We start from the raw sequence: 20,763 nt of genomic DNA, 5'->3' as shown, positions 1-20,763 counted from the left end.
ATCACCTTTTTACATGCAATAAATATTAAGTCAATGCCATAATAATAACACCTATAAGGCCAAAAAGACCAAAAACTAATGACATCACGCCGAAACTAATAAAACTTTGTTTTTTACTTGTATCACCTTTTTTTGAAAGGCGTTTATTTAAAATTAATAGTACAATACCAAGAATAATGAGTAATATTGAACCATAGAACATTTTGCGTCCCCCCAACTATATTTATCACGTTTGAATATCTTTATTATGTATTTACCCGGTATATGATGTTAACTAACTCAATATACCATGCACAGTTCAATTAAAGGTAGTATTTTTCATGAAGATTAACAAGCAAAAATAAAAGATGAGTAATTACTGTTTCTAAGTGAACAGTAATACTCATCTTTTTGCTGTGTGATCAATATTATAAACTATTTTGACTCACATCCGCGTGTGTATAATTTTTTAGTAATGAACAACCTAATGGATGGTGACCATTGTCTACATATTCGTTAATTTCTTCAAGTACATCTAAGATTTCATATTCCGGCGTGTTTACATCAAACGTGTATTTGAATACTTGCTTCTTATCGGATAACACTGTAGCGATGAGTTCATCATTGTGCATTTTGTAATTTAATAATTGCATAGTAATCCCTCACTTTTTTTATATTTCAATCCAATAATCGGAGTGTTTTAATTGAGAATTCATTTCATTGATTAAGCATTTAGATTATAATAGTTCTAATCTGATATATAGTATACATGAAAATTCATAAAATGTAGAGGGTAATGACTTAAATAATTAAAACTTTTTAAAATAAAAATGTAAAAAGACACCTAAGTGTTTCTTGTAAGCGTTTTTAAATGATAATAATTTTAAATTGAGTAAGAATGAAATGCTATGCTTGATGTCTATAAGATAAATTGATATGATACAGAGAATTAAATAAAAGCTTTCTAGGGTTCCGCAACACTCAATGTTGGACTGGTCCGAGAGGAAGCCACATGTTGAATGTGACACGGAAGGATAAAAGCCTGGGAGATAGTAGTGATAACTATCTCTCGGGCTTTTTTATTTTAATAGGAGGAATATGAATGAATTGGATAAAAATTATTATCGCATCAATATTTGAAGTTGGTTGGGTCATTGGGTTAACATATGCAACGACAGGTCTAGAATGGATGTTAACAATTATAGCTATATTTTTAAGTTTTTATTTGCTTATAGATGCATCCAAAATGTTACCAGTGGGTACATCTTATGCAGTATTTGTTGGTCTGGGTACAACAGGTGTCACTATATTTGATTTTGCTTTCTTTGGCCAGGAAGTTAATTATGGAAAAATTATATTAATTTTAACATTACTTTTAGGTGTGATTTGTTTGAAATTAGTCACACCAGATAAAGGGGAGAAGCATAATGGCTTGGATATTATTAATCATTGCAGGTGTTTTTGAAATGTTAGGCATTAACTTTTTAAATGCTTATACGCATACACGAAAAACATCTGCTGTCATAGGATTGATAGGTTTCTTTAGTTTGAGCTTCTTAGCTTTATCTATGGCAATGACTCAATTACCTATGAGTACAGCGTATGCAGTTTGGACAGGTATTGGTGCAGTGGGCGGAGCGATATTGGGTATGGTTTTTTATAAAGAGTCTACCGATATCAAAAGAATAATTTGTATTGCAGTCATATTAGCTAGTACGGTTGGTTTGAAATTATTGAGTTAACGTGGAAGTAATAAGAAGTAATAAAGGGGGTTCTAATCAGCTGGTAAAAAGAAATATGGGCTAGGTGTATTGCGGTGACATAGCGGAATTGATACGATGTAGTTAAGATGGAGGTGCATGTGATGGAAGGACTTGCAGCATTTATTACGATTACATTAATGATTATTATTGTTCCTGGTCCAGATTTTTTTGTAGTAATGAAAAATTCAATTACTTCAGGTAAAGGTAATGGCGCAATGGCCGCATTAGGTATTACGTCAGCACACGTTATCTATTCATTATTAGCAGTATTTGGCATTATATTTATCTTGGCAAATATGTATTATGTCTTTCTAATGATTAAAATTTTAGGCGCATGTTATCTGATTTATTTAGGAATTAAAAGTATCATCTGTGCACGTCAAAGCATGAATTTTTCAACATCTCAAATGCAGGCACAACAGATTAGTTATTTAAGTTCTTATCGACAAGGTTTTATCAGCACAATATTAAACCCTAAAGCATTACTTTATTACATAAGTATATTACCGCAATTTATAACTGCTGGCGAAGGTGTGTCATCTCAAATTGCAATATTATCGGCAATAGTAACAACAGTTATTCTCATCTGGTTTATTTTTTGCGTATACATATTCCAATATATCAAATTACTTTTTGGAAATAGAAAAATAAAAGCGGTGTTTGATTATGCAGTAGGTGCCATCCTTATTGGTTTATCTATCAGTTTATTATTTAGTAAAAGCAGCTGATTTAACTTAAAAGTATAACGAAAGAAGGCTGGGACAAATACATGTCTCAGCCTCATTCACTTTCTAAATAGAATTTCTAGAAAATTGCAATGCTTTATGGACGGAAATAAGCATCTTCAGAAATCAATATCTTGATACCACGATATATATTTTTGATAGTGTACCAAATTGTTACAACTAATAGGAGGATTGCTACTACAATTGCTATTATTGCAATTGTAGTGTTCTGTTGATCGATAATTGCAGTTCCGAACGCTGCGCTTAAAACTAATAGTATTGGTCCAATATACGTTATAATATGGTAAAATAACGATTTTGCTGCATGAGTTGAAGCAGGTTTATCAGCAAAAATCCATAGGATAATAGGTAATATAATTGGTGCAAAGAATATACTGAAATAACTGACTGCTGCTAATACGCGACCACTTTGTGTGTCATGATGTAACATTTTTTCGCTCATTTGTATCACCTCAATTGGATAATAACAAGAATAAGTATTGAAATATAGGTATATTACTTCATCTAACAGTATTGTAAGATATGAGCTTCGTGAAAAAGAATAATGAAATATTGGATTATAAATAGAAATAGAGAAGAGGTAATCGTTATGAAAATTTATTTAGTTCGTCATGGAGAATCACAGTCTAATTATGATAAAAAACAAGGAAAAAAATACTTTTGTGGTCAGTTAGATGTGCCTTTAACAGAAAGTGGTGTACATTCTGCTCAATTACTACAAAGCTACTTTGAAAAAAAGAACATCGAGCACGTATATATATCTGATTTGACTCGCACGAGACAAACATATAATGCCATATTTGATAAGCACATATCAGCAAGTGTAACGCCTTTATTAAGAGAGCGTTCTTTAGGTATCTTTGAAGGCAAAATGGTAAATGAAATTGAACAAAACCCCGAATATCATGCTTATTTTAATGATGATAATTTACTTGCTTTTCGCCATAGTTTTACGCAAAAAGCCCCTGAAGGAGAAAGCTATTCGGATGTATTACAGCGTGTTGAACAATTTTTTGAACAAGAACTTGATCCGTCTTTAGAGTCTATCGCAATCGTTGCGCATCAGGTCGTAATCAGATGTTTTCTTGTTTATTTACGCTATGAAACAAAAGAAACTGTAATTGATAGAAAAATAGAAAACTGTGTACCCTATGAACTTGAAATATAAGACAAAAAAAAACCTGAACTGCGACATTGTCGGTTCAGGTTTAATATTTTTTAGCTGCTGTCAAGCTATCATGAAATCCTTGGAATAATGTATTGATATTGTCTAAAAAGCTTCCGACAATAACAGCCAGTATGACGTAAGTTACACTTAGCGCGATTGTTCTAAAAGAAACGACGCCATATTTTTCTTTCTTCTCAAAGAGATTAAAAGCTATGAAAATAGCAGCCATGGCACCTATTAAAATAGTTAATATCATAACAGTGTGGCCTCCTTAAAATTATTAATGAGTGGCTGTGCTTCTAATAACGTATTTCTTAACTTGTATATATCTTAACAAATTAAGCTTTGAGAAAAACAGGATAATCATATTAAAAAACCTTACAATCATGTAAGGTTTTTTACGAGAATAAGTCAGAGTATATAAATGGTTGAGTAAAAAATAGTCTTAACGCCTTTGCCACCACGGAAAGGTGACATGTCATCATTTTGTAACCTTAGCTAATATTATGAAACATAAATGAAAAGTATGGCGCTAAAACAACAATCTTTTGACACAAATGCAGCTGGAATAGAAATCTTGTTAGAAACATTAGATTTCGTTGTCTCACTCCCATTTGTCATCTATTTATCTACTGCGTCACTTTCAATTCCTTTGTCATCAAGGAATTTCTTAATTGATTTTTGCTTTTTATGATTAACATTTCCGGCAACTTTAGCAGGAACGTCAACAACGTTGAGGTTGTTGTCAGGTTGGTAATCTATTTCTTCAATTTCTTTATCAACGTTTTTAATTGTACTGTTTAAGGATGTAAAGTAAGCGATAATTTCATCTAGATTATCTTTATAACCGCTCGGCATGTTGTTATCTTCTACGAAGTCTTTAAAGTGAAGATCATTTTTAATTGCATTATTCGATAAATTTGATAAACGTTTTTCTTGCGCATCAGTGATTTTTGTATCTGTACCTATTTGTTTATCTAACTTATATTGCATGAGGTATTTATTATCAATAATAAGTGAGTTAACATCTAAATATTTTTTAATCGCTTTATTCATTTCATCTTCACTAATATCTTCACCCTTTTTATCTGAATGGAAGATATCTTTCTCAGCTAATTTGCTCACGTTTTTAGGGGCATTGCGTTCATTATGTTCCTCATCTTCTGAATTACCATTTGAACATGCTGCGAGTATGACAGCTAGCACCAAAACTAACGATAAAAGTATACTTTTCTTCATAAATAATATTGCTCCTTTAATAATAAGTCATTCTATTTTAACAGTCCCATTGTATGTTTACATATGTTCTTAGAAAATTATAACTTAAGCGTATCATGTAGTGCTATCTATTTGTATGATGAATTAAATAATAAACGCACAATCTATTGAACAAATTAATAATAAAAGAGGATAGTTGCCATATAAATTTAAAAATTCATTAGATTTTCATTTTAAAATGTTAGCTAATATGAATAATTAATTACATAGATACAAGAATAAGAACGCAAAGGTAATACTCATATTCAGGGAAAAGGGCATAAAAAAATAGAACCACAAAAGGGTTCTATTTAATCTAGAGCTTGAGATTAATGTCTGATAATATAATCAAAAGCGTTTAATGCTGCATTTGCACCAGCACCCATAGAAATAATAATTTGTTTGTTGCGATCGTCTGTAACATCACCAGCTGCAAAAATACCAGGGATGCTTGTAGCATTCTTACGATCAATTACAATTTCTTTAGCTTGGTTTAATTCAACATAATTATCAAGCCATTCAGTGTTTGGTAATAAACCAATTTGAACAAAAATACCTTCGAGTTCTAAAGTATGGTCTTCGCCAAGTGATTTATCTTGATATTTAATACCAGTTACTGCACTGTCACCTAAAACTTCTGTTGTTTGAGCATTTTTTATTATAGTTACGTTTGGTAAAGAAGCCAAACGTTCTTGTAATACGTTGTCTGCTTTCAGCGTAGCGTTACGTTCAAGTAACGTTACGTGTTTAACGATACCTGCAAGATCGATTGCAGCTTCGACTCCAGAATTACCGCCGCCTACAACAGCAACATTTTTATTTTCAAATAATGGGCCATCACAATGCGGGCAGAATGCAACGCCTTTATTGATTAATTCTTCTTCGCCAGGCACTTCTAGCTTGCGCCATCGTGCACCTGTTGAAATAATAACAGTTTTACTTGTTAATTGTGCGCCATTATCTAAAGTGACAATGATACCATCGTCTGTTTTTTCAATATCGCTGGCACGAATACCAGTCATTACATCGATATTGTATTGTTTAATATGATCTTCGAGTGCTGAAGTAAATTTAGGTCCATCTGTTTCTTTAACAGTGACAAAGTTTTCGATAGTAGCGGTATCGTTGACCTGACCACCGATGCGATCTGCAACAATACCTGTACGTAAACCTTTACGTGCAGTATAAATTGCTGCACTACCACTTGCAGGTCCGCCTCCGACAATTAATACATCATATGGATCTTTGTCATTAAATTCAGCTGGATCTGCTTGACTGCCTAAGTTTGCTAATATATCTTGAACTGTCATACGTCCATTACCAAATTCTTCTCCATCTAGGAAAATTGCAGGAACGGCCATAATGTCTTCAGACTCTTCTCTAAAGATAGATCCATCTACCATAGAATGTGTGATATTTGGATTTACCAAACTCATTAAGTTTAAAGCTTGAACAACGTCGGGACATTTTTGACAAGTTAGACTAATAAAAGTCTCGAAATGTAACGGACGGTCTAAAGCTTTGATTTGATCTATAACTGCTTGTTCTTCTTTTGGTGCACGACCGCTTACTTGTAACAAAGCGAGAACAAGAGAGTTGAACTCATGACCCATTGGTAAACCAGCGAATGTAATACCTGTTTCTTCACCAGGTCTATTAACAGAAAAGCTTGGTGTACGTTTAAGGTCAACTTCTTCTATAGTAATGCGAGATGACATCTCTGCTACTTCGTCTAACAATTCTTTTAATTCTTTAGACTTTTCATCTGTACCAAAACTTGCACTTAGTACAACGTCACCTTCCATTAATTGAAGTAATTGTTGTAATTGTGATTTTAGCTGATCATTAAGCATTTAAATCAATGCCTCCTTAGATTTTACCTACTAAGTCAAGACCAGGTTGTAATGTTTCTGAACCTTCTTCCCATTTAGCTGGGCAAACTTCGCCTGGGTGTTGACGTACATATTGTGCTGCTTTGATTTTGTGTACCAATGTACTTGCGTCACGACCGATACCGTCAGCATTCACTTCAGCTGCTTGTACAATACCGTCAGGGTCTACGATGAAAGTACCACGCTGAGCTAAACCTAAATCTTCGTCTAATACGTCAAAGCTACGAGTGATTGTTTGAGAAGGGTCACCAATCATAGTGTATTGGATTTTGTTAATTGCTTCTGAATGGTCATGCCAAGCTTTGTGTACGAAGTGCGTATCAGTTGATACTGAATACACGTTTACGCCTAATTCTTGTAATTTATCATATTGTCCTTGTAAATCTTCTAATTCAGTTGGACATACGAATGAGAAGTCTGCTGGATAGAAGCAAACAACACTCCATGAACCTTTTAAGTTTTCATCTGAAACTTCGAAAAATTCATCTTGCTTTGGATCATAAGCATTAGCTGTGAATGGTAAAATTTCTTTGTTAATTAAAGACATAAAAAAACATCCTCCTGATTTATTAACTAATTTTGATTAGAATATTAGTTAAGTAGATTATTATAGTTTGTTAATTGTAATAATTCTAATCTTTCACTTACTATTATTGCACGCTCATATATTCTAGTCAACGATGAAAGGTTATATACAAAAGTGTAAAATAACGCTCTATGTGTGCTTTTGAACCATTAGTGGTAAGTGAAAATATGCATAAAAAAGAGAGCGTTTACATAATTGATATAATCTTTCTACATATTAAATAGCCTTTCAATTCTCAACTAAACATATGAAAATGAGAAGAAAGGCTTATTATTTATTAAAATGGCTTGAAAACATGAATTACACAGCTTTTTAGAGTGTTTTTTACAATTTTGTGAACGACTAACGTTTACGGAATTTATACTTATAAGTAATGAACAAGGAAACCATAATAAGAATAAACCAAATCACAAGATATAGTAGATTCAAGCTAGCGTTATTGATTTCTAATTCTAAAATTAAGCCAAAAGGTAATATTTCTAGTACTTTGTCGAAAAAGCCTAATTTTATAACACCTTCTAAGGTATTAAATATTGGTGTCATACCAAAGAGAATGAAGGGCACCATCATTAATGTTGTGGCAGTACCAACAGTATTAGACAACAAACCAAAGACTAAACCAAGTACAAGGTAAAAGCATAGCATGACTGCAAGGCCTAAATAAGTTTGGAAATCGAAATTCACGTTACTGTTCACAATCATTAAGCTTATAATAGTCGTAATAATAGTGATTATAAACGTGATAATGACTTTAGATAACAATATTTCAATATTAGATGCTGGCGACTCTACTAAGCCTTTCAATGTACCTTTTTCATTTTCCTCAGAGATCATTGTGATAAGCGGTGATGTGGCAACAAAAACAAATGCCATGTTAATTATGATGAACTGCATTACAGCCGGTGCGCTTTGAACTGCATTTGTAGTTGGAATGATACTGTAAAATATACTGATTAATATGATCATTAACGGCATGAAAATAATAGAAGGATTTCGTATAGATTCTTTAAAGTCTTTCTCTAACAGTGCTGATAAGCGTGTGATATTCATATTAAACAAGCTCCTTTCCAGTGATTTTCAAGAAAACATCGCCAAGCGTAGGTAAATCAGATGAAATGTATTTTAAATCATTTGCTTCGAGCATATCTGTAATATACTGTGCGGATTCGGTAGTCATGGGTAAGGTTTTTTCTCGATTATTATTATGAATGACTTTAATTGTATGATTTGCATGATTAAAACGAAAGTTCTCAGGTGTATCAAGTTCTTTGAGTACACCTGACTCTATAAAAGCCACGCGATCGCATAATGCGTTTGCTTCTTCCATATTATGCGTTGTTAAAAATATCGTTGTGCCACGTTGGTTTAGTGCTTTAAGTCCTTTATGCACGTGTTGAATTGTCATAGGGTCTAAAGATGCTGTTGGTTCATCTAAAAATAATAACTCAGGTTGATGTAAGATTGCTTTAGCAAGTAGTACACGTTGCTTCATACCAGCAGACAAGTTTTTAAATAATGATTTTTTATCCTGTGTTAGACCGACAAATTCTAAAGCTTCGTCAACTTTTTGTAATGGTAGTTGATTAAGTTTGGCAAATAACTTTAAGTTATCCCAAATGCTTTGGCGTTCATAAGCAGTGCTGTGATCTGTAAGGATACCAATTTTTGACATGAAGTTGCTTGCACCTATTTCAGAACCATTGTGTCCAAGTACATTTAGACTACCTTTAGACGGATCGTATGTGCCAGTTAACATTTTAATTGTTGTTGTCTTGCCAGAACCACTAGGTCCAAGGAAACCAAAAATTTCTCCTTTTTTTACAGTGAAATTCATATCTTTAATTGCTATTTTGTTTTTAAATGATTTTGTTACATGATTCATTTCAATTATGTGTTCCATTAAATTACCTCCTTTTGAATTAACTTCAGCATAGCGTGTTCACGCGGATCTGACGTTCAAAAGAAGGTGAAATGTAACGTATAAGTGTTGAATTGTTACTCATTAATATTGAAAAATCGTTCTATTTCTTTTGCTTTTTGCCTAGATAAAGGAATTAGTATTTCTTTAGTATTATTGAGTCGTATCGAATAGTTGTTTTTAGACCAAGAAATAATTTCACTAACTTTTTGTAAGTTTACGATATAAGAACGATGACATCGATAAAAACCGTAAGGAACAATAATTTTTTCAATAGATTGTAAAGTCGTATCATGGGTATATTGTTCATTACCTACATGTATAACAACTTTGCCATCTTGACCTTCTAAGTAATCAATGTCGATAGGATCTAAAAATAACGTTTTTTCATTGGTTTTAACTGTTAAACGTTTGATTTGTTGACGCTCTAATTGGTTGCTGTCGTTTATATCTTGCTGATGATTTGGTTCATATTGTGATATTTCTATAGGTTTAAATGTTTTTTCAGTAAGGCGATAACAATTGTTGCTGATAAGTAACGCTTCTTCTGTGTGATTTGTTAACGTAATAATCGAATTGTATTTGCTGAGTTCATTGAGTAAGTTGAGTACGGTGTGTTTTGTTTCAATAGAGACATTTTGTAAAGGTTCTTTAATAATAAATTTCGTTTCAGGTACAAGGAATAATTTTGCTAAATGGACGAGTTTAAGTTCAGAAGTTGTGAGCTTTTTAATTTTCTTGTGATTGAAGGAGAATAACTTACATTCATAAAGGACTGTATCTAAGGATAATTTTGAATCGTACCACTTACACCAAAATTTAATGATTTCTTTTACTGATAGTCGCTCTGGTAGTGGTGCTTTAAGCGTGTATGTCTTGAATCCGCTCGTATCTTGATTGAGTTCTATAATTGAATTTTGAAACTCATCTTCTGTGACAATAGTAGCTAAATCGTTTTGAAGTTCAACCAATCTATTGTCTTTTACAAATAATTCTATATGTTTAACCATAAATAATACTCCTATAGTGTATTTATAAAACAGTATAACAAGCTATAGTAATAATGTGTGAGATTTTCATGAAAAAAGACCTATTTACAGTTTGAAATAGGTCTCGTATTTTTTAAAAGTATAAAGTTACTAAAGAAGGTGTTAGTACTTGATTACATGAATGATTGTATTATCCACCAAATCATTGCAGCAACAGGGAAGAACAACCACCAGTATCCTGCTAGGAATTCCCAACCATTCATAGGATGTTTCTCTTTATCATCTGAAACAGGTTGCTGATATGTTTCAATAATTGTATGTTTCAGTTGCTTGTCCCCTTTAATGAGTTCGTCTAATGAAATGTCGAACAGATCACTCATTTTAATTAACATATCAATGCTTGGATAGACTTTATTTAATTCCCATTTTGAAATACTTTGGCGTGAAATGTTAAGTATTTCAGCTAAATCATCCTGCGACCAATTTTTTTGCTCTCTTTGCTCTTTAATCTTTTTTCCAATTTCCATAACAACCACATCCTTTGTTTAAAGGTAATATATTACATGTTCAGCGTCACGAACCTAATGTTATTGTCTGCCGCAACGGCAGGTTGCAATCGCGTGCTTATCATCTTAAGCAGTTTTTAAAAAATTAAATATGTAACATGTTGAACTATGTTGAAATGTATTTGTGAATACCTCTTTAATGTAATAATACCCATTATCTTCCATTATAATAAAAAACTGCCTAAGTTATAACTTAGGCAGCTAGAGTGTTGGTACTTTTTTTGTGCACGCTTTCCGCGGGCACAGCCTCAGCCTGTAGTCTTCAGCTAGTGCTTTTCCCGCAGGAGTCGGCACAAATTACTGCTATTTTTTAAACAAAAATAATATAATATATTTAAATTAAACAGTGTTGGTGTTCAATGATTATTTGTGAATTTTTTATCTGTCCCAGTATCTTGCTCTATCAAAAGCTTGCACAATTGTATTAGGGTCATCCGATACGAAAACACCAGGTGCTGCTAGATTCAATTTGGCATCTGCTAAATTTGTCGCAGCTGTTTGGTTAACGATTAATGGTTTATTGTGTTTATAAGTGAGTTCTGCAAACTCCTCGACAGGTGGGAGTATATCGCTACCATCTGAAAGTACAATTAAGCTATCAAATAAAGTTGGATGAGCAGTATCAAATGTTTCAGTGATACCGTAGTCTTCTGAGATATCTTTAGGATGTTGTCCCACAAATGCGTAGTTCAATTTGTTTTCAGTGAACGTTTTAGCATATGATTTTAGCGTGTCAGCACTAATATCGCCATTTACTGCAACAGCTACAGAATGTCCAGCTAATGGGATACCGAATTTTTCCATTGTTAGTTTACTATCTTTTGCATCTGATTGGACTTCTTCATTTTCTGTGGGTACTTCCACACCTACATTTTTAGCTACACGTTCGGCTAATGTACGGTCAACTTTGTTCAATTGATTAACAGCATTTTGTTTAACCATAACCGATTTACACATACCGATTTCAAATGAAAAGCCATCTACTGTATGATCAAATTCAGGCTGAGTCAAACTGTTTAAATAAAGTTTGGCTTGGCTATAATAATCTTTGAAACTTTCACTGCGTTTTTGAATCTTGCGGCCTTCAACTTTTTCTTGGTAGTGCTCATAACCACCTTCTTCTTTCGGTGTTGTATGAGGATTATTATTATTCAATGCATTTTTATGATACGCAACTTGTCCCTTGTTTACACTTGTTTGATGCATGCCTTCTCTTTGGTTGTTGTGTACTTCATTTACAGGACGATTAATTGGAATTTGATTGAAGTTTGGACCGCCCAATCTCGTGATTTGTGTATCTGTATAGGAGAATAAACGTCCTTGTAATAATGGATCATTAGAAAAGTCTATACCTGGTACGATATGTCCTGGATGGAATGCGGCTTGCTCTGTTTCATCAAACACATTCGTAACATTTTGATTTAGTGTCATTTTACCAACTCTTTGTACTGGAACATCATCTTCAGGCCAAATCTTCGTAGGGTCTAAAATATCAAAATCAAAGTCAAATTCTTGTTCAGGACGAATAATTTGTAGGCCTAATTCCCACTCAGGATAATCGCCTTTTTCGATAGATTCATAAAGATCTTTACGATGAAAGTCGACGTCTTTACCATGTAGCATTTGTGCTTCATCCCATACGAGAGACTCTAGCCCTTGAAGTGGTTTCCAATGGAATTTAACAAAATAAGACTGTCCCTCGTTATTAACAAGGCGGAACGTATGCACACCGAAACCTTCGACTTGTCTAAAATCTTTAGGTATACCGCGATCACTCATAGCCCATACAGCGGTATGTGTAGATTCTGGGTTTTGAGCAAAGAAATCCCAAAATGTATCATGTGCTGTACCACCTTGAGGCATTTCGTTATGTGGTTCAGGTTTAACTGCGTGAATTAAATCTGGGAATTTGATTGCATCTTGTATGAAAAATACTGGTATATCGTTACCTACTAGGTCGAAAATACCTTCATCTGTATAAAATTTTGTCGCAAAGCCACGGACATCTCTAACTGTATCAGGAGAGCCTTTAGAACCTTGAACTGTGGAAAATCTAACAAATACGGGCGTTGTTTTCTCGGGGTGAGTTAAAAAGTCGGCTGAAGTATATTTCGATAAATCTTCATAAACTTGAAATTCGCCATGTGCACCAAAGCCACGGGCATGGACAACACGTTCTGGAATGCGTTCATGATCGAAGTGCATGATTTTTTCTCTGAAATGGAAATCTTCTAATAAGCTAGGACCACGTTCACCAACAGTTAACGTGTTTTCATCTTCACTTACTTTGACACCATTATTAGTCGTCATTGCTTTATCGTCATTGTTTTTTTCTACTTCATTTAATTGATCTTTCTTTTTGTTGCTCATTAAAATACCCCTATCTTTACGTACATTTAATATTTTCCACGTTACGATAAAGAGAAACATATCTATGAGTTAAATGAATTATTTTAAATGATTTATAAATTATAGTATGTATAGGGGGAAGATTATATATGATTGATTATAGACAAGATTCCGAGATTGTTGGCAGTTGTGTACACGTTTTCCACGATTACAGGCTTAGACTGTGGTCTTCGGCTACTTACTTTTTCGTAGGAGTCGACCTAAGCACTATCATTTTTAAAGAAAAATACGAAAAAACAAATCAAATGCTGAAAAGCATTTGATTTGTCTATATTCTTTGGCACAGAAATAACCTGTGCTGTGAGCGAAAGAGGGACTAGTCTACAAATGTGACATCCACTTGTCCTACATCGCTATATTCGGCTTTATAAGATCCTAATTCTACAGGGATAGGGGATATAAACGTACCTGAAGAAATGATATGACCTTGGTGTAATTTTTTATCGTGCGTTGCGAGTTTTTGTGCAAGCCATTTAACAGACTCAACTGGGTTGCCAAGCACTTCTGTAGAATCACCTTCATGTTCTACTATGCCGTTATACGATAGTTTCATATGGATATTTGCAAAATCTTCATATGACAAAGGATCAATTGTTTCACCAACAACAATTAATCCTGTCGCAGTGTTGTCTGCTAGTAAATCACCTAAAGTGAAATTAGGGAACCAATTTTTGTAACGTGCATCGGGTATTTCAATACCTGGTGCAATTTTAACGCTAGATAGGACTTCTTCATTTGTTGGATTAGAAGATAAATCTTTCGTTAGAATAAACATAATTTCTGGTTCAATTAAAGGTGAAAATAGACTTGAAAGTGATACAGAGCCATTGCTTTCTACAATTTTAGAGGAAAGTATTGTGCCATAAGCTGGCTCATCAGTATTAGCGATACTTTGTGTTGCTGCACTCGTCATACTTACTTTATAGCCGACGATATTGGATTGATCAACGTCTTGAAGTTTATCGATAAGTAAATCTTGTGTTTGGTACGCTTCTCGTTCACTGATATTGTGTGTTTGACTAACAAAATTTATGGGTTCGTGCTGTTTAAAGGCTTCAAACAATGCATCTACGACAGTTGTATTGGCTTGTGTCATGAAATATTAGCACTCCTTTTTCAGAATATTGTTACTATTATACTAACCATAAACTTAATTACTTTCAAATCTTTTAAGAAAGGTGAAAAACGGGTAAACATAATATAAGCAATCAAAATATGCTTTTGGTAAGATATGGATATATTTCATAAAGAGGAGCGATAGCATGTCTGATCACGTGTACAACTTATTGAAAAAACACCATTCAGTAAGAAATTTTAAGAAAGAACCTATTCCAGAAGAGCATATTAAACAACTTGTTGAGGCAGGGCAAAGCGCTTCGACTTCTAGTTATTTACAAACTTATTCCATTATAGGTATAGAAGATCCTGAGATAAAAGAAGATTTAAAAGAAGTATCTGGACAGCCTTATGTCGTAGAAAATGGCTATTTGTTTGTTTTTGTAATGGATTATTATAGACACTCAATAGTGAATGAAGATTCCAAGCATCAAATGGAGACATCATTTGAATCTGCGGAAGGCTTGCTCGTTGGTACAATAGATGCAACGTTAGTAGCACAAAATATCGCTGCTACAGCAGAGGATATGGGATATGGAATTGTTTATCTAGGCTCATTAAGAAATGATGTTGAACGAGTTAAAGAAGTATTAGACCTACCTGAGCATACTTTCCCTCTATTCGGTATGGCACTTGGCATACCTAAAGATGAGGAAGATGGTAGCCCGAAACCACGTTTACCGTTTGAACATGTTTTTCATCGTGATAGATATAATAGCGATAAGGACGAGCAAAAAGAAGAATTACAAAGATATGATCAAACCGTAAGTGATTATTATAAATCGCGTACAAACGGTGAACGTAGTGAAACATGGTCTAATCAAATCGCGAATTTTATGAGCGCAAAACAAAGATTGGATATGTTAGATCAATTGAATAGAGCAGGTTTTATTAGAAAATAATAGGATAACAAGATAGCTAAAGTGTTTCATTTTCAAAAACTCATTACATTAAGGAAGGGGTTGGTTAAGTTGAGCATGTTTAATAGATTTTTTAGAAAAAAAACAGATGAGACTGATGGACGTGACATAAATAATCAATATATTTATTCATCTGAGAACAAACTAACCCCGGAAGAAGCGCAAAAGTATTGGGCGAAAATGGCACAAAAAGTGCTTGTCACTGCAATCAATTCAGTAGATCATACAGCTGAGCGCATATTTATTTTAATAACCTTTGATGAGAAAGATTCAACAATCGATTTGTTTTTTCAAATGGATGGCCAACTCAGAATGTGGAATGACTTGGATAACGAAACACATAAAAAGGTTATTTCAGGTAGTATCGTTTCTCAAGCACCGAATTTAGTGAAACAGGTGAATTGTTTATACGATAGCGTAGACAAAGTTAGGTTAGCATATGCTCAAATTCAATATGAATTTGAAAGTAAAGCGTGGTATTTACATGATGTTACGCAAGAAAGCGTTGAGGCATATTTGGAAAAAGAACCTGCTTTTTTAAAATGGTTTGATGATGTATCGAAAGAAATTGATGCGATTCCGCTAGACGGTAAAGAAAGAATCACTTGGGGACCATTTAAACCAGAATACTAGATAAAATAAAAACCTTCCTAAACGACGTGAAATGACACGGTTTGGGAAGGTTTTTAACATTTTTAATTTTAGTTATAGTTAGAACAATTAATGAGCAGTATTGTTCTTGTTAAAGGCTGATTAGCCAGTAATTTCACCATATTCTTCTGCATTATATGCGTCTTTATCTAAGTTGTCTGTCAGTTTAGCTGTACCTGTACCTGCAAGTAAAGAGTCATTGACGTTCAATGCAGTACGACCCATATCAATTAATGGCTCTACAGAAATTAACACACCAGCAAGTGCAACAGGTAAGTTCAGTGTAGACAATACGATGATTGAAGCAAACGTTGCGCCGCCACCAACACCAGCTACACCAAATGAACTAATAATGACAACACCGATAACTGCCAATATAAATTGTAAGTTAACTTCCACACCGGCAGCAGGTGCTACCATGACAGCTAGCATAGCTGGATAAATACCCGCACAACCATTCTGTCCGATAGATAAACCAAATGAGGCAGAGAAATTAGCGATGCCATCTGGTACACCTAAACGATTTTTTTGAGTTTGTACGTTAAGTGGTAATGAGCCTGCACTTGAACGAGACGTAAAGGCAAATAGTAGTACTTCACCTGTTTTCTTAACGAAAGTAACAGGGTTTAAACCTAATCCTGTAACAATAATTAAGTGAATGATATACATTACGATAAGTGCTGCATAAGATGCGAGCACAAATTTACCTAATGTCCATATAGCACCAAAGTCACTTGTTGCAATCGTTGATGTCATAATTGCTAAAATACCATAAGGTGTTAAGCGTAATACGAACGTTACAATGGCCATTACTAGGTTGTACAATGCATCGATACCACGTTTTAAGATATTTCCGCTTTCAGGTTGTTTGCGCATTACACGTAAAAATGCAAAACCAATAAATGCAGCAAATATAACAACTGCAATAGTAGAAGTTGTACGTTGACCTGTGAAATCTAAGAATGGATTACTTGGTAGTAACTCTAAGATTTGCTGTGGCAATGTATTGGCAGTCATGCCTTTAGCCTGACTTGCAAGTTCATTACCTCTTGAGCTTTCAGCACTTCCTAAATCGATAGAAGAAGCATCTAAACCAAAAATTAGGGCAGATACAATACCGACAATAGCTGCGATAGCTACTGTACCGATTAAGAACATGAAAATATAAATGCCGATTTTAGCAAATTTTTCTCCAATTTGAATTTTAGTGAAAGCTGAAACGATTGAAATAAAGATTAAGGGCATTACTATCATTTGTAATAATGCGATATAGCCATCACCGACAATACTAAACCAATCTGTTGTTTGTTTAGTAATCGTAGAATCCACACCATAAATTAGATGAATGAAAATACCATAAATGATACCTACGCCTAAAGCACTAAAAACACGTTTTGGAAATGACACGTGTCGTTTAGCCATTACATATAATCCGATGAGGAAGGCCACAAAAATGACGATGTTAAGAATTGTTAATAACATAAAGCAGGACCTACACTTTCATAATTTAATATTTTTAATTCCGATAAGCATACTAAGGATATTAGAAAAGTTGATAATATTCAAGTCTATTTTGCAAGAAAATTTAAAAATAAAAATGACTTTATATTCTGACAATAGTGAAATGCGTTGAGGCACTGCTATGAAGGCGTTTTTATCGGTGGAGCAAGGGGTGAGGAGAGAAGATTGATATACTGGATAATTATATAAAAAAACCATCCCTTGATTGTTGGGGATGGTTTAAATAAATTAGCGTTTCTTTATAGGTTGAATAAACGAGCAAAAAATCCTTTGCGTTCATCTTTTGGTTCTTCTTTAGCAAGTGGTGATTCATAAGCGTGTGTTTGCTCTGAAGCTGTTTCTTGCTCACTAGATGATGCTATGTCAGTAGCATGATCATTGTCTGGTGTTTTTTGGATTGAGTCATCTTTAGCTTTATCAACGGAAGTTGTATCTTTTTCTTCTGTTGAAGCTGTAGCACGCGCTGTATCAGTTTCTTTAGCTGTCTCGCTTGTAGAAGAAGTTGAAGCAGCAGTAGCTGAAGCAACTTTGCTATCATCAGTTGTTGGTTTAGCTACAGTAGATGGTTGAGCACCAACTTGCGTAATCTCACTATCTTCAACTTGAGCTGGGTTTGAAGTGTTTTCAGTACTTACTTTACTGTCTTTAGCTGGATGTGTAGTAGCAGCTGAAGTTTGTTCAGTAGTATTATCAGTCAACTTATCTCCCTTACTAGCAGTTGTACCGGTAGAAGCAGTGATATTGTCTGTCTCAACATTAGATTTCACAAGTTCTGATTGTTCTTTTTGAGAATCTTGAATCACACTTTGAGTTGTCTTAATTTCATCCGTTGATGTTTGGATAGCCTTTAATGATTCAGTGTTAGCATCTAATTTTGATGTGATTTGATTTTGCATTTCATGTAATTCATGCTGCTGTTGGTGTACTTGGTTAATCATTTGCCCGAGCATTTGACGTTCGTCACGCATTTTTTGGATTTCAGAGCGTAAGTCATCCACAAGTTTAGATACGTTTTGATCAGTAGGTAGATTACTGTCATTGTCTTTAACAAGCACTTGTAGGAAGTCTTTTTCTTTTTCTAATTCCTCGAAAGCTAAATCATAACTATTGGTTTGTTTAACTTTTTCGGCAATTTCTTGGAAAAGCTCAATATCCTCTTCTTTGAAATCTGTAGCTTCACGGCCACGGTATTCGGTTTTGCTAAGTTGGTACCCGCGTTCTTCTAAATGTTGAACGATTTTACGGACTTGTTTTTCACTTAGCTCTACACGTAGTGCAAATTCTTTAGTTAACATAGTAATAAGTCCTTTCATATAAGTGATTTATGTATACGGACGTTTGTCTTCGGTTAGTGAAACGTCAGTCTTACCTCTATGTTAGTCTAAACTGTTTTAACAGTGATTTCAAGTAGTGCCTGCTATCATTTGCGCAAATCCATTTCTGTAAGTAAAGGATAAATAACACTTCTAGATATTCTGTTAGCAAATACATACTTTAATATATAATTCGATTTAATACTTGGACCATAAATATCTTTAGTTAATTCGATATTAGCTTTAATAAATAAATCCATAGGTCGTCCTTCAGAAAAACTTTTCAGACTGGGTGCTAAATAATCGATATCATATTGTCTTTCGAAACCATTTTCGAATAAAAACTGACGTCTGTTATCCATAATAGTTATCTCATCTTCAGACACTTCTTCAGGTTCTTTTGGCACTTCCAACATGATGAAGTTAACATCATGAGCATGTAGTTGATTAGATAATTTATTAATTTCTTTTTCCATACGCTTCAGTGTTAAATTGATTAATTCATCATGGTTAGGTTGATCAAGGGCTATTAAATATATTAAAAAAGCTGAGTTCGTCGTTGCTTCATAGTGAGCAGTAGCTAAACTCACTGGTTTTTCTGACTCGATGCCTACTAAAAATAAATAATCATCTTTAGTACGCTCATTTTTTAACGATTGTTTAAATATTTGTTCGTCCTCTGTTAATCCGATATCAAACTTTTCGTCATATATCTTTAAAGCTGATTTGAACAATGGATCATCAATTGATGTTACGGCTTTAAATTCCATAGACACACCCCCCAAAATTATTGCGTTCATTATAACATAATAGTTATATTTGTAATTTATTAACGCATGATTCAAATCTTGTTAATAATTATTATGTAATAGAAAAAGAGCGGGACAGAAATCAAATTTTGATTTCGTATTCCCGCCCCCACTAGGATAACTAAACATCTAGTGAACTACTATGCAGTTTCTAAATTAAAAATACAATTATGTTTCAGACTCAAAATTATTGTAATAAGTGTATCTCTACGATTTTGGCCCATTTGATTCTTCGGCATAATGATGCCCTACAACTGATTCACTTTCATAAGCAGCATTTGTTTTTTCTACTTCTTCATGTGAAGAAGTATCTCTCGCAGCTACGATAATGTATTTATCGTTCAGTATTTCCTTTTTATAATGTTCTTTTTCATCATCTGTAATATCGTAGTGAGATAAGACAACTTCTTCACCGTCTTCACCAGTCATAATCTTAGCGATTTTATCACTAAATGATCCGCTTGTTGCTATTAAACTCACTTCGGAATTATGTAATTCATCAATATGGAGTTTTGTTCTAGATAAAACGGATAACTCTGATTCATCATATCCTTCAGAAACTTTTTCTTTAACTTTTTGTAATAATTCTTCTTCATTTTGTACAATTGTAAAATCTGTCATGTAAAATCCCTCCAGCCATTGTTTTAATGATTATTAAGTATTTACCCAGTTCACATATAGATAAAACGAATACAACTTTATTATATAACGGAAAGACAACTCTGACAAACATCATTTTCTCGCTATAGAAAACGTTTATATTTTCGAGAAAAAAGTAATAAAAAGGTCGTCATAAAGCGCTTACTTGTAATATGAGTATTGAAAATAAAGCTAAAATTTGCTATCATCAGTTAATAATTTATCTAACTCATATAATCTAAAGGATAAGGCTTTAGAAGTTTCTACCATGTCGCCATTAACGATATGACTATGGGTAACCAATACAATACATAAGTAATTCGAATTCATATGTTTTAAATCGTAGGAAGACATACACGTTTTAGAACACTTATCGCTACTGTTGTCACAAATCTAACCTTTTTACATGTAATTTGGGAAATGAATGTGAAACAACCAATTTGGGCAACATTAGTTAAAAGTTGAAGAAGGGCTTCTTCTCGTATTGCAAGTTCACTCATAGATCCTGAAACTAAGTTAGT

The 20,763-nt window shown here is 33.7% G+C and carries 23 protein-coding genes and 2 riboswitches; of the genes, 6 read left to right on the top strand and 17 right to left on the bottom strand.

The window, feature by feature from the left end:
- Window positions 1-25: 25 nt before the first annotated feature.
- Both AOB58_RS13660 and AOB58_RS08285 read right to left on the bottom strand, forming a co-directional pair.
- Window positions 26-202 (bottom strand): hypothetical protein, encoded by a 177-nt coding sequence (locus tag AOB58_RS13660; RefSeq protein WP_002506072.1) that lies wholly within the window; start codon window positions 200-202, stop codon window positions 26-28.
- A gap of 205 nt (window positions 203-407) precedes the next feature.
- Window positions 408-632: a hypothetical protein gene (locus AOB58_RS08285; RefSeq protein WP_021339634.1), complete on the bottom strand. Its 225-nt coding sequence runs from the start codon at window positions 630-632 to the stop codon at window positions 408-410.
- Between the two features lie 300 nt (window positions 633-932).
- Window positions 933-1,030, top strand: a riboswitch (guanidine-I (ykkC/yxkD leader).
- A gap of 51 nt (window positions 1,031-1,081) precedes the next feature.
- Here AOB58_RS08285 and AOB58_RS08280 point away from each other — a divergent pair.
- The 3 genes from AOB58_RS08280 (at window position 1,082) to AOB58_RS08270 (ending at window position 2,470) form a co-directional block, all read left to right on the top strand.
- The gene (locus AOB58_RS08280; RefSeq protein WP_064783256.1) at window positions 1,082-1,444 is read left to right on the top strand and encodes a DMT family transporter; all 363 of its coding nucleotides are present in this window, start codon (window positions 1,082-1,084) and stop codon (window positions 1,442-1,444) included.
- On the top strand, window positions 1,407-1,721 hold the full coding sequence (locus AOB58_RS08275) for a DMT family transporter (protein WP_002511983.1): 315 nt from the start codon (window positions 1,407-1,409) through the stop codon (window positions 1,719-1,721). The genes AOB58_RS08280 and AOB58_RS08275 overlap by 38 nt, the downstream gene beginning before the upstream one ends.
- 122 nt (window positions 1,722-1,843) lie before the next feature.
- Window positions 1,844-2,470 (top strand): LysE family translocator, encoded by a 627-nt coding sequence (locus AOB58_RS08270; protein ID WP_002506068.1) that lies wholly within the window; start codon window positions 1,844-1,846, stop codon window positions 2,468-2,470.
- A gap of 94 nt (window positions 2,471-2,564) precedes the next feature.
- Here the strand turns inward: AOB58_RS08270 and AOB58_RS08265 are convergent, their stop codons facing one another.
- The gene (locus AOB58_RS08265) at window positions 2,565-2,930 is read right to left on the bottom strand and encodes a magnetosome magnetite crystal formation protein family (RefSeq protein WP_002511984.1); all 366 of its coding nucleotides are present in this window, start codon (window positions 2,928-2,930) and stop codon (window positions 2,565-2,567) included.
- Window positions 2,931-3,077: 147 nt separating this feature from the next.
- Between AOB58_RS08265 and AOB58_RS08260 the strand changes: the two genes are divergently transcribed.
- Complete coding sequence (locus tag AOB58_RS08260; protein WP_021339635.1) at window positions 3,078-3,656, top strand: histidine phosphatase family protein; 579 nt, start codon at window positions 3,078-3,080, stop codon at window positions 3,654-3,656.
- Between the two features lie 40 nt (window positions 3,657-3,696).
- Here the strand turns inward: AOB58_RS08260 and AOB58_RS08255 are convergent, their stop codons facing one another.
- The 10 genes from AOB58_RS08255 to AOB58_RS08210 all read right to left on the bottom strand — a co-directional run bounded on the left by AOB58_RS08255 (window position 3,697) and on the right by AOB58_RS08210 (window position 14,369).
- A complete protein-coding gene (locus tag AOB58_RS08255; protein WP_002511986.1) occupies window positions 3,697-3,912 on the bottom strand; it encodes a hypothetical protein in 216 nt (71 codons plus the stop codon).
- A gap of 365 nt (window positions 3,913-4,277) precedes the next feature.
- Window positions 4,278-4,895, bottom strand: a complete 618-nt coding sequence (locus tag AOB58_RS08250; protein WP_021339636.1) for an NDxxF motif lipoprotein — start codon at window positions 4,893-4,895, stop codon at window positions 4,278-4,280.
- Between the two features lie 347 nt (window positions 4,896-5,242).
- Window positions 5,243-6,766 carry an alkyl hydroperoxide reductase subunit F gene (gene ahpF, locus AOB58_RS08245; protein ID WP_002511987.1) on the bottom strand — a complete coding sequence of 508 codons (1,524 nt, stop codon included), beginning with the start codon at window positions 6,764-6,766 and terminating at the stop codon, window positions 5,243-5,245.
- Window positions 6,767-6,782: 16 nt separating this feature from the next.
- Window positions 6,783-7,352 (bottom strand): alkyl hydroperoxide reductase subunit C, encoded by a 570-nt coding sequence (gene ahpC, locus AOB58_RS08240; RefSeq protein ID WP_002506062.1) that lies wholly within the window; start codon window positions 7,350-7,352, stop codon window positions 6,783-6,785.
- A 381-nt stretch (window positions 7,353-7,733) separates the two neighbouring features.
- The gene (locus AOB58_RS08235) at window positions 7,734-8,441 is read right to left on the bottom strand and encodes an ABC transporter permease (protein ID WP_021339637.1); all 708 of its coding nucleotides are present in this window, start codon (window positions 8,439-8,441) and stop codon (window positions 7,734-7,736) included.
- Between the two features lies 1 nt (window position 8,442).
- A complete protein-coding gene (locus AOB58_RS08230; RefSeq protein WP_064783255.1) occupies window positions 8,443-9,291 on the bottom strand; it encodes an ABC transporter ATP-binding protein in 849 nt (282 codons plus the stop codon).
- Window positions 9,292-9,386: 95 nt separating this feature from the next.
- The gene (locus AOB58_RS08225) at window positions 9,387-10,319 is read right to left on the bottom strand and encodes a LytTR family transcriptional regulator DNA-binding domain-containing protein (protein WP_002511990.1); all 933 of its coding nucleotides are present in this window, start codon (window positions 10,317-10,319) and stop codon (window positions 9,387-9,389) included.
- A gap of 152 nt (window positions 10,320-10,471) precedes the next feature.
- Window positions 10,472-10,825 (bottom strand): helix-turn-helix domain-containing protein, encoded by a 354-nt coding sequence (locus AOB58_RS08220; protein WP_021339639.1) that lies wholly within the window; start codon window positions 10,823-10,825, stop codon window positions 10,472-10,474.
- Between the two features lie 417 nt (window positions 10,826-11,242).
- On the bottom strand, window positions 11,243-13,234 hold the full coding sequence (locus AOB58_RS08215; protein WP_021339640.1) for a catalase: 1,992 nt from the start codon (window positions 13,232-13,234) through the stop codon (window positions 11,243-11,245).
- A 355-nt stretch (window positions 13,235-13,589) separates the two neighbouring features.
- Window positions 13,590-14,369, bottom strand: a complete 780-nt coding sequence (locus AOB58_RS08210; RefSeq protein ID WP_021339642.1) for a 2-keto-4-pentenoate hydratase — start codon at window positions 14,367-14,369, stop codon at window positions 13,590-13,592.
- 166 nt (window positions 14,370-14,535) lie between these two features.
- On the opposite strand from AOB58_RS08210, the gene nfsA reads away from it, so the two are divergent.
- Both nfsA and AOB58_RS08200 read left to right on the top strand, forming a co-directional pair.
- The gene (nfsA, locus tag AOB58_RS08205) at window positions 14,536-15,291 is read left to right on the top strand and encodes an oxygen-insensitive NADPH nitroreductase (RefSeq protein ID WP_021339643.1); all 756 of its coding nucleotides are present in this window, start codon (window positions 14,536-14,538) and stop codon (window positions 15,289-15,291) included.
- A gap of 75 nt (window positions 15,292-15,366) precedes the next feature.
- Window positions 15,367-15,942: a hypothetical protein gene (locus tag AOB58_RS08200; protein WP_031266072.1), complete on the top strand. Its 576-nt coding sequence runs from the start codon at window positions 15,367-15,369 to the stop codon at window positions 15,940-15,942.
- Window positions 15,943-16,062: 120 nt separating this feature from the next.
- Here the strand turns inward: AOB58_RS08200 and AOB58_RS08195 are convergent, their stop codons facing one another.
- The 4 genes from AOB58_RS08195 to AOB58_RS08180 all read right to left on the bottom strand — a co-directional run bounded on the left by AOB58_RS08195 (window position 16,063) and on the right by AOB58_RS08180 (window position 20,224).
- Window positions 16,063-17,442, bottom strand: coding sequence for an L-cystine transporter (locus AOB58_RS08195; protein ID WP_002511994.1), 1,380 nt, complete (start codon window positions 17,440-17,442; stop codon window positions 16,063-16,065).
- 278 nt (window positions 17,443-17,720) lie between these two features.
- Window positions 17,721-18,776, bottom strand: a complete 1,056-nt coding sequence (locus tag AOB58_RS08190) for a hypothetical protein (protein ID WP_021339646.1) — start codon at window positions 18,774-18,776, stop codon at window positions 17,721-17,723.
- 125 nt (window positions 18,777-18,901) lie between these two features.
- Window positions 18,902-19,564, bottom strand: coding sequence for a hypothetical protein (locus AOB58_RS08185; RefSeq protein ID WP_021339647.1), 663 nt, complete (start codon window positions 19,562-19,564; stop codon window positions 18,902-18,904).
- A 246-nt stretch (window positions 19,565-19,810) separates the two neighbouring features.
- A complete protein-coding gene (locus AOB58_RS08180) occupies window positions 19,811-20,224 on the bottom strand; it encodes a general stress protein (protein ID WP_002506050.1) in 414 nt (137 codons plus the stop codon).
- 227 nt (window positions 20,225-20,451) lie between these two features.
- Window positions 20,452-20,554, top strand: a riboswitch (purine riboswitch).
- The last annotated feature ends 209 nt before the right edge of the window (window positions 20,555-20,763 follow it).

Source organism: Staphylococcus sp. AntiMn-1 (assembly GCF_001663395.1).
GTDB classification, from domain to species: Bacteria; Bacillota; Bacilli; order Staphylococcales; family Staphylococcaceae; genus Staphylococcus; species Staphylococcus equorum.
Note: the sequence above shows the minus strand (reverse complement) of the source record. Positions and strands in the feature narration are given on the sequence as shown.

Bases quoted from the DNA above. Each gene is read 5' to 3' on its own strand.
- AOB58_RS13660 (WP_002506072.1), bottom strand. From the start codon at position 202: ATGTTCTATGGTTCAATATTACTCATTATTCTTGGTATTGTACTATTA.
- AOB58_RS08285 (WP_021339634.1), bottom strand. From the start codon at position 632: ATGCAATTATTAAATTACAAAATGCACAATGATGAACTCATCGCTACA.
- AOB58_RS08280 (WP_064783256.1), top strand. From the start codon at position 1,082: ATGAATTGGATAAAAATTATTATCGCATCAATATTTGAAGTTGGTTGG.
- AOB58_RS08275 (WP_002511983.1), top strand. From the start codon at position 1,407: ATGGCTTGGATATTATTAATCATTGCAGGTGTTTTTGAAATGTTAGGC.
- AOB58_RS08270 (WP_002506068.1), top strand. From the start codon at position 1,844: ATGGAAGGACTTGCAGCATTTATTACGATTACATTAATGATTATTATT.
- AOB58_RS08265 (WP_002511984.1), bottom strand. From the start codon at position 2,930: ATGAGCGAAAAAATGTTACATCATGACACACAAAGTGGTCGCGTATTA.
- AOB58_RS08260 (WP_021339635.1), top strand. From the start codon at position 3,078: ATGAAAATTTATTTAGTTCGTCATGGAGAATCACAGTCTAATTATGAT.
- AOB58_RS08255 (WP_002511986.1), bottom strand. From the start codon at position 3,912: ATGATATTAACTATTTTAATAGGTGCCATGGCTGCTATTTTCATAGCT.
- AOB58_RS08250 (WP_021339636.1), bottom strand. From the start codon at position 4,895: ATGAAGAAAAGTATACTTTTATCGTTAGTTTTGGTGCTAGCTGTCATA.
- ahpF (WP_002511987.1), bottom strand. From the start codon at position 6,766: ATGCTTAATGATCAGCTAAAATCACAATTACAACAATTACTTCAATTA.
- ahpC (WP_002506062.1), bottom strand. From the start codon at position 7,352: ATGTCTTTAATTAACAAAGAAATTTTACCATTCACAGCTAATGCTTAT.
- AOB58_RS08235 (WP_021339637.1), bottom strand. From the start codon at position 8,441: ATGAATATCACACGCTTATCAGCACTGTTAGAGAAAGACTTTAAAGAA.
- AOB58_RS08230 (WP_064783255.1), bottom strand. From the start codon at position 9,291: ATGGAACACATAATTGAAATGAATCATGTAACAAAATCATTTAAAAAC.
- AOB58_RS08225 (WP_002511990.1), bottom strand. From the start codon at position 10,319: ATGGTTAAACATATAGAATTATTTGTAAAAGACAATAGATTGGTTGAA.
- AOB58_RS08220 (WP_021339639.1), bottom strand. From the start codon at position 10,825: ATGGAAATTGGAAAAAAGATTAAAGAGCAAAGAGAGCAAAAAAATTGG.
- AOB58_RS08215 (WP_021339640.1), bottom strand. From the start codon at position 13,234: ATGAGCAACAAAAAGAAAGATCAATTAAATGAAGTAGAAAAAAACAAT.
- AOB58_RS08210 (WP_021339642.1), bottom strand. From the start codon at position 14,369: ATGACACAAGCCAATACAACTGTCGTAGATGCATTGTTTGAAGCCTTT.
- nfsA (WP_021339643.1), top strand. From the start codon at position 14,536: ATGTCTGATCACGTGTACAACTTATTGAAAAAACACCATTCAGTAAGA.
- AOB58_RS08200 (WP_031266072.1), top strand. From the start codon at position 15,367: ATGTTTAATAGATTTTTTAGAAAAAAAACAGATGAGACTGATGGACGT.
- AOB58_RS08195 (WP_002511994.1), bottom strand. From the start codon at position 17,442: ATGTTATTAACAATTCTTAACATCGTCATTTTTGTGGCCTTCCTCATC.
- AOB58_RS08190 (WP_021339646.1), bottom strand. From the start codon at position 18,776: ATGTTAACTAAAGAATTTGCACTACGTGTAGAGCTAAGTGAAAAACAA.
- AOB58_RS08185 (WP_021339647.1), bottom strand. From the start codon at position 19,564: ATGGAATTTAAAGCCGTAACATCAATTGATGATCCATTGTTCAAATCA.
- AOB58_RS08180 (WP_002506050.1), bottom strand. From the start codon at position 20,224: ATGACAGATTTTACAATTGTACAAAATGAAGAAGAATTATTACAAAAA.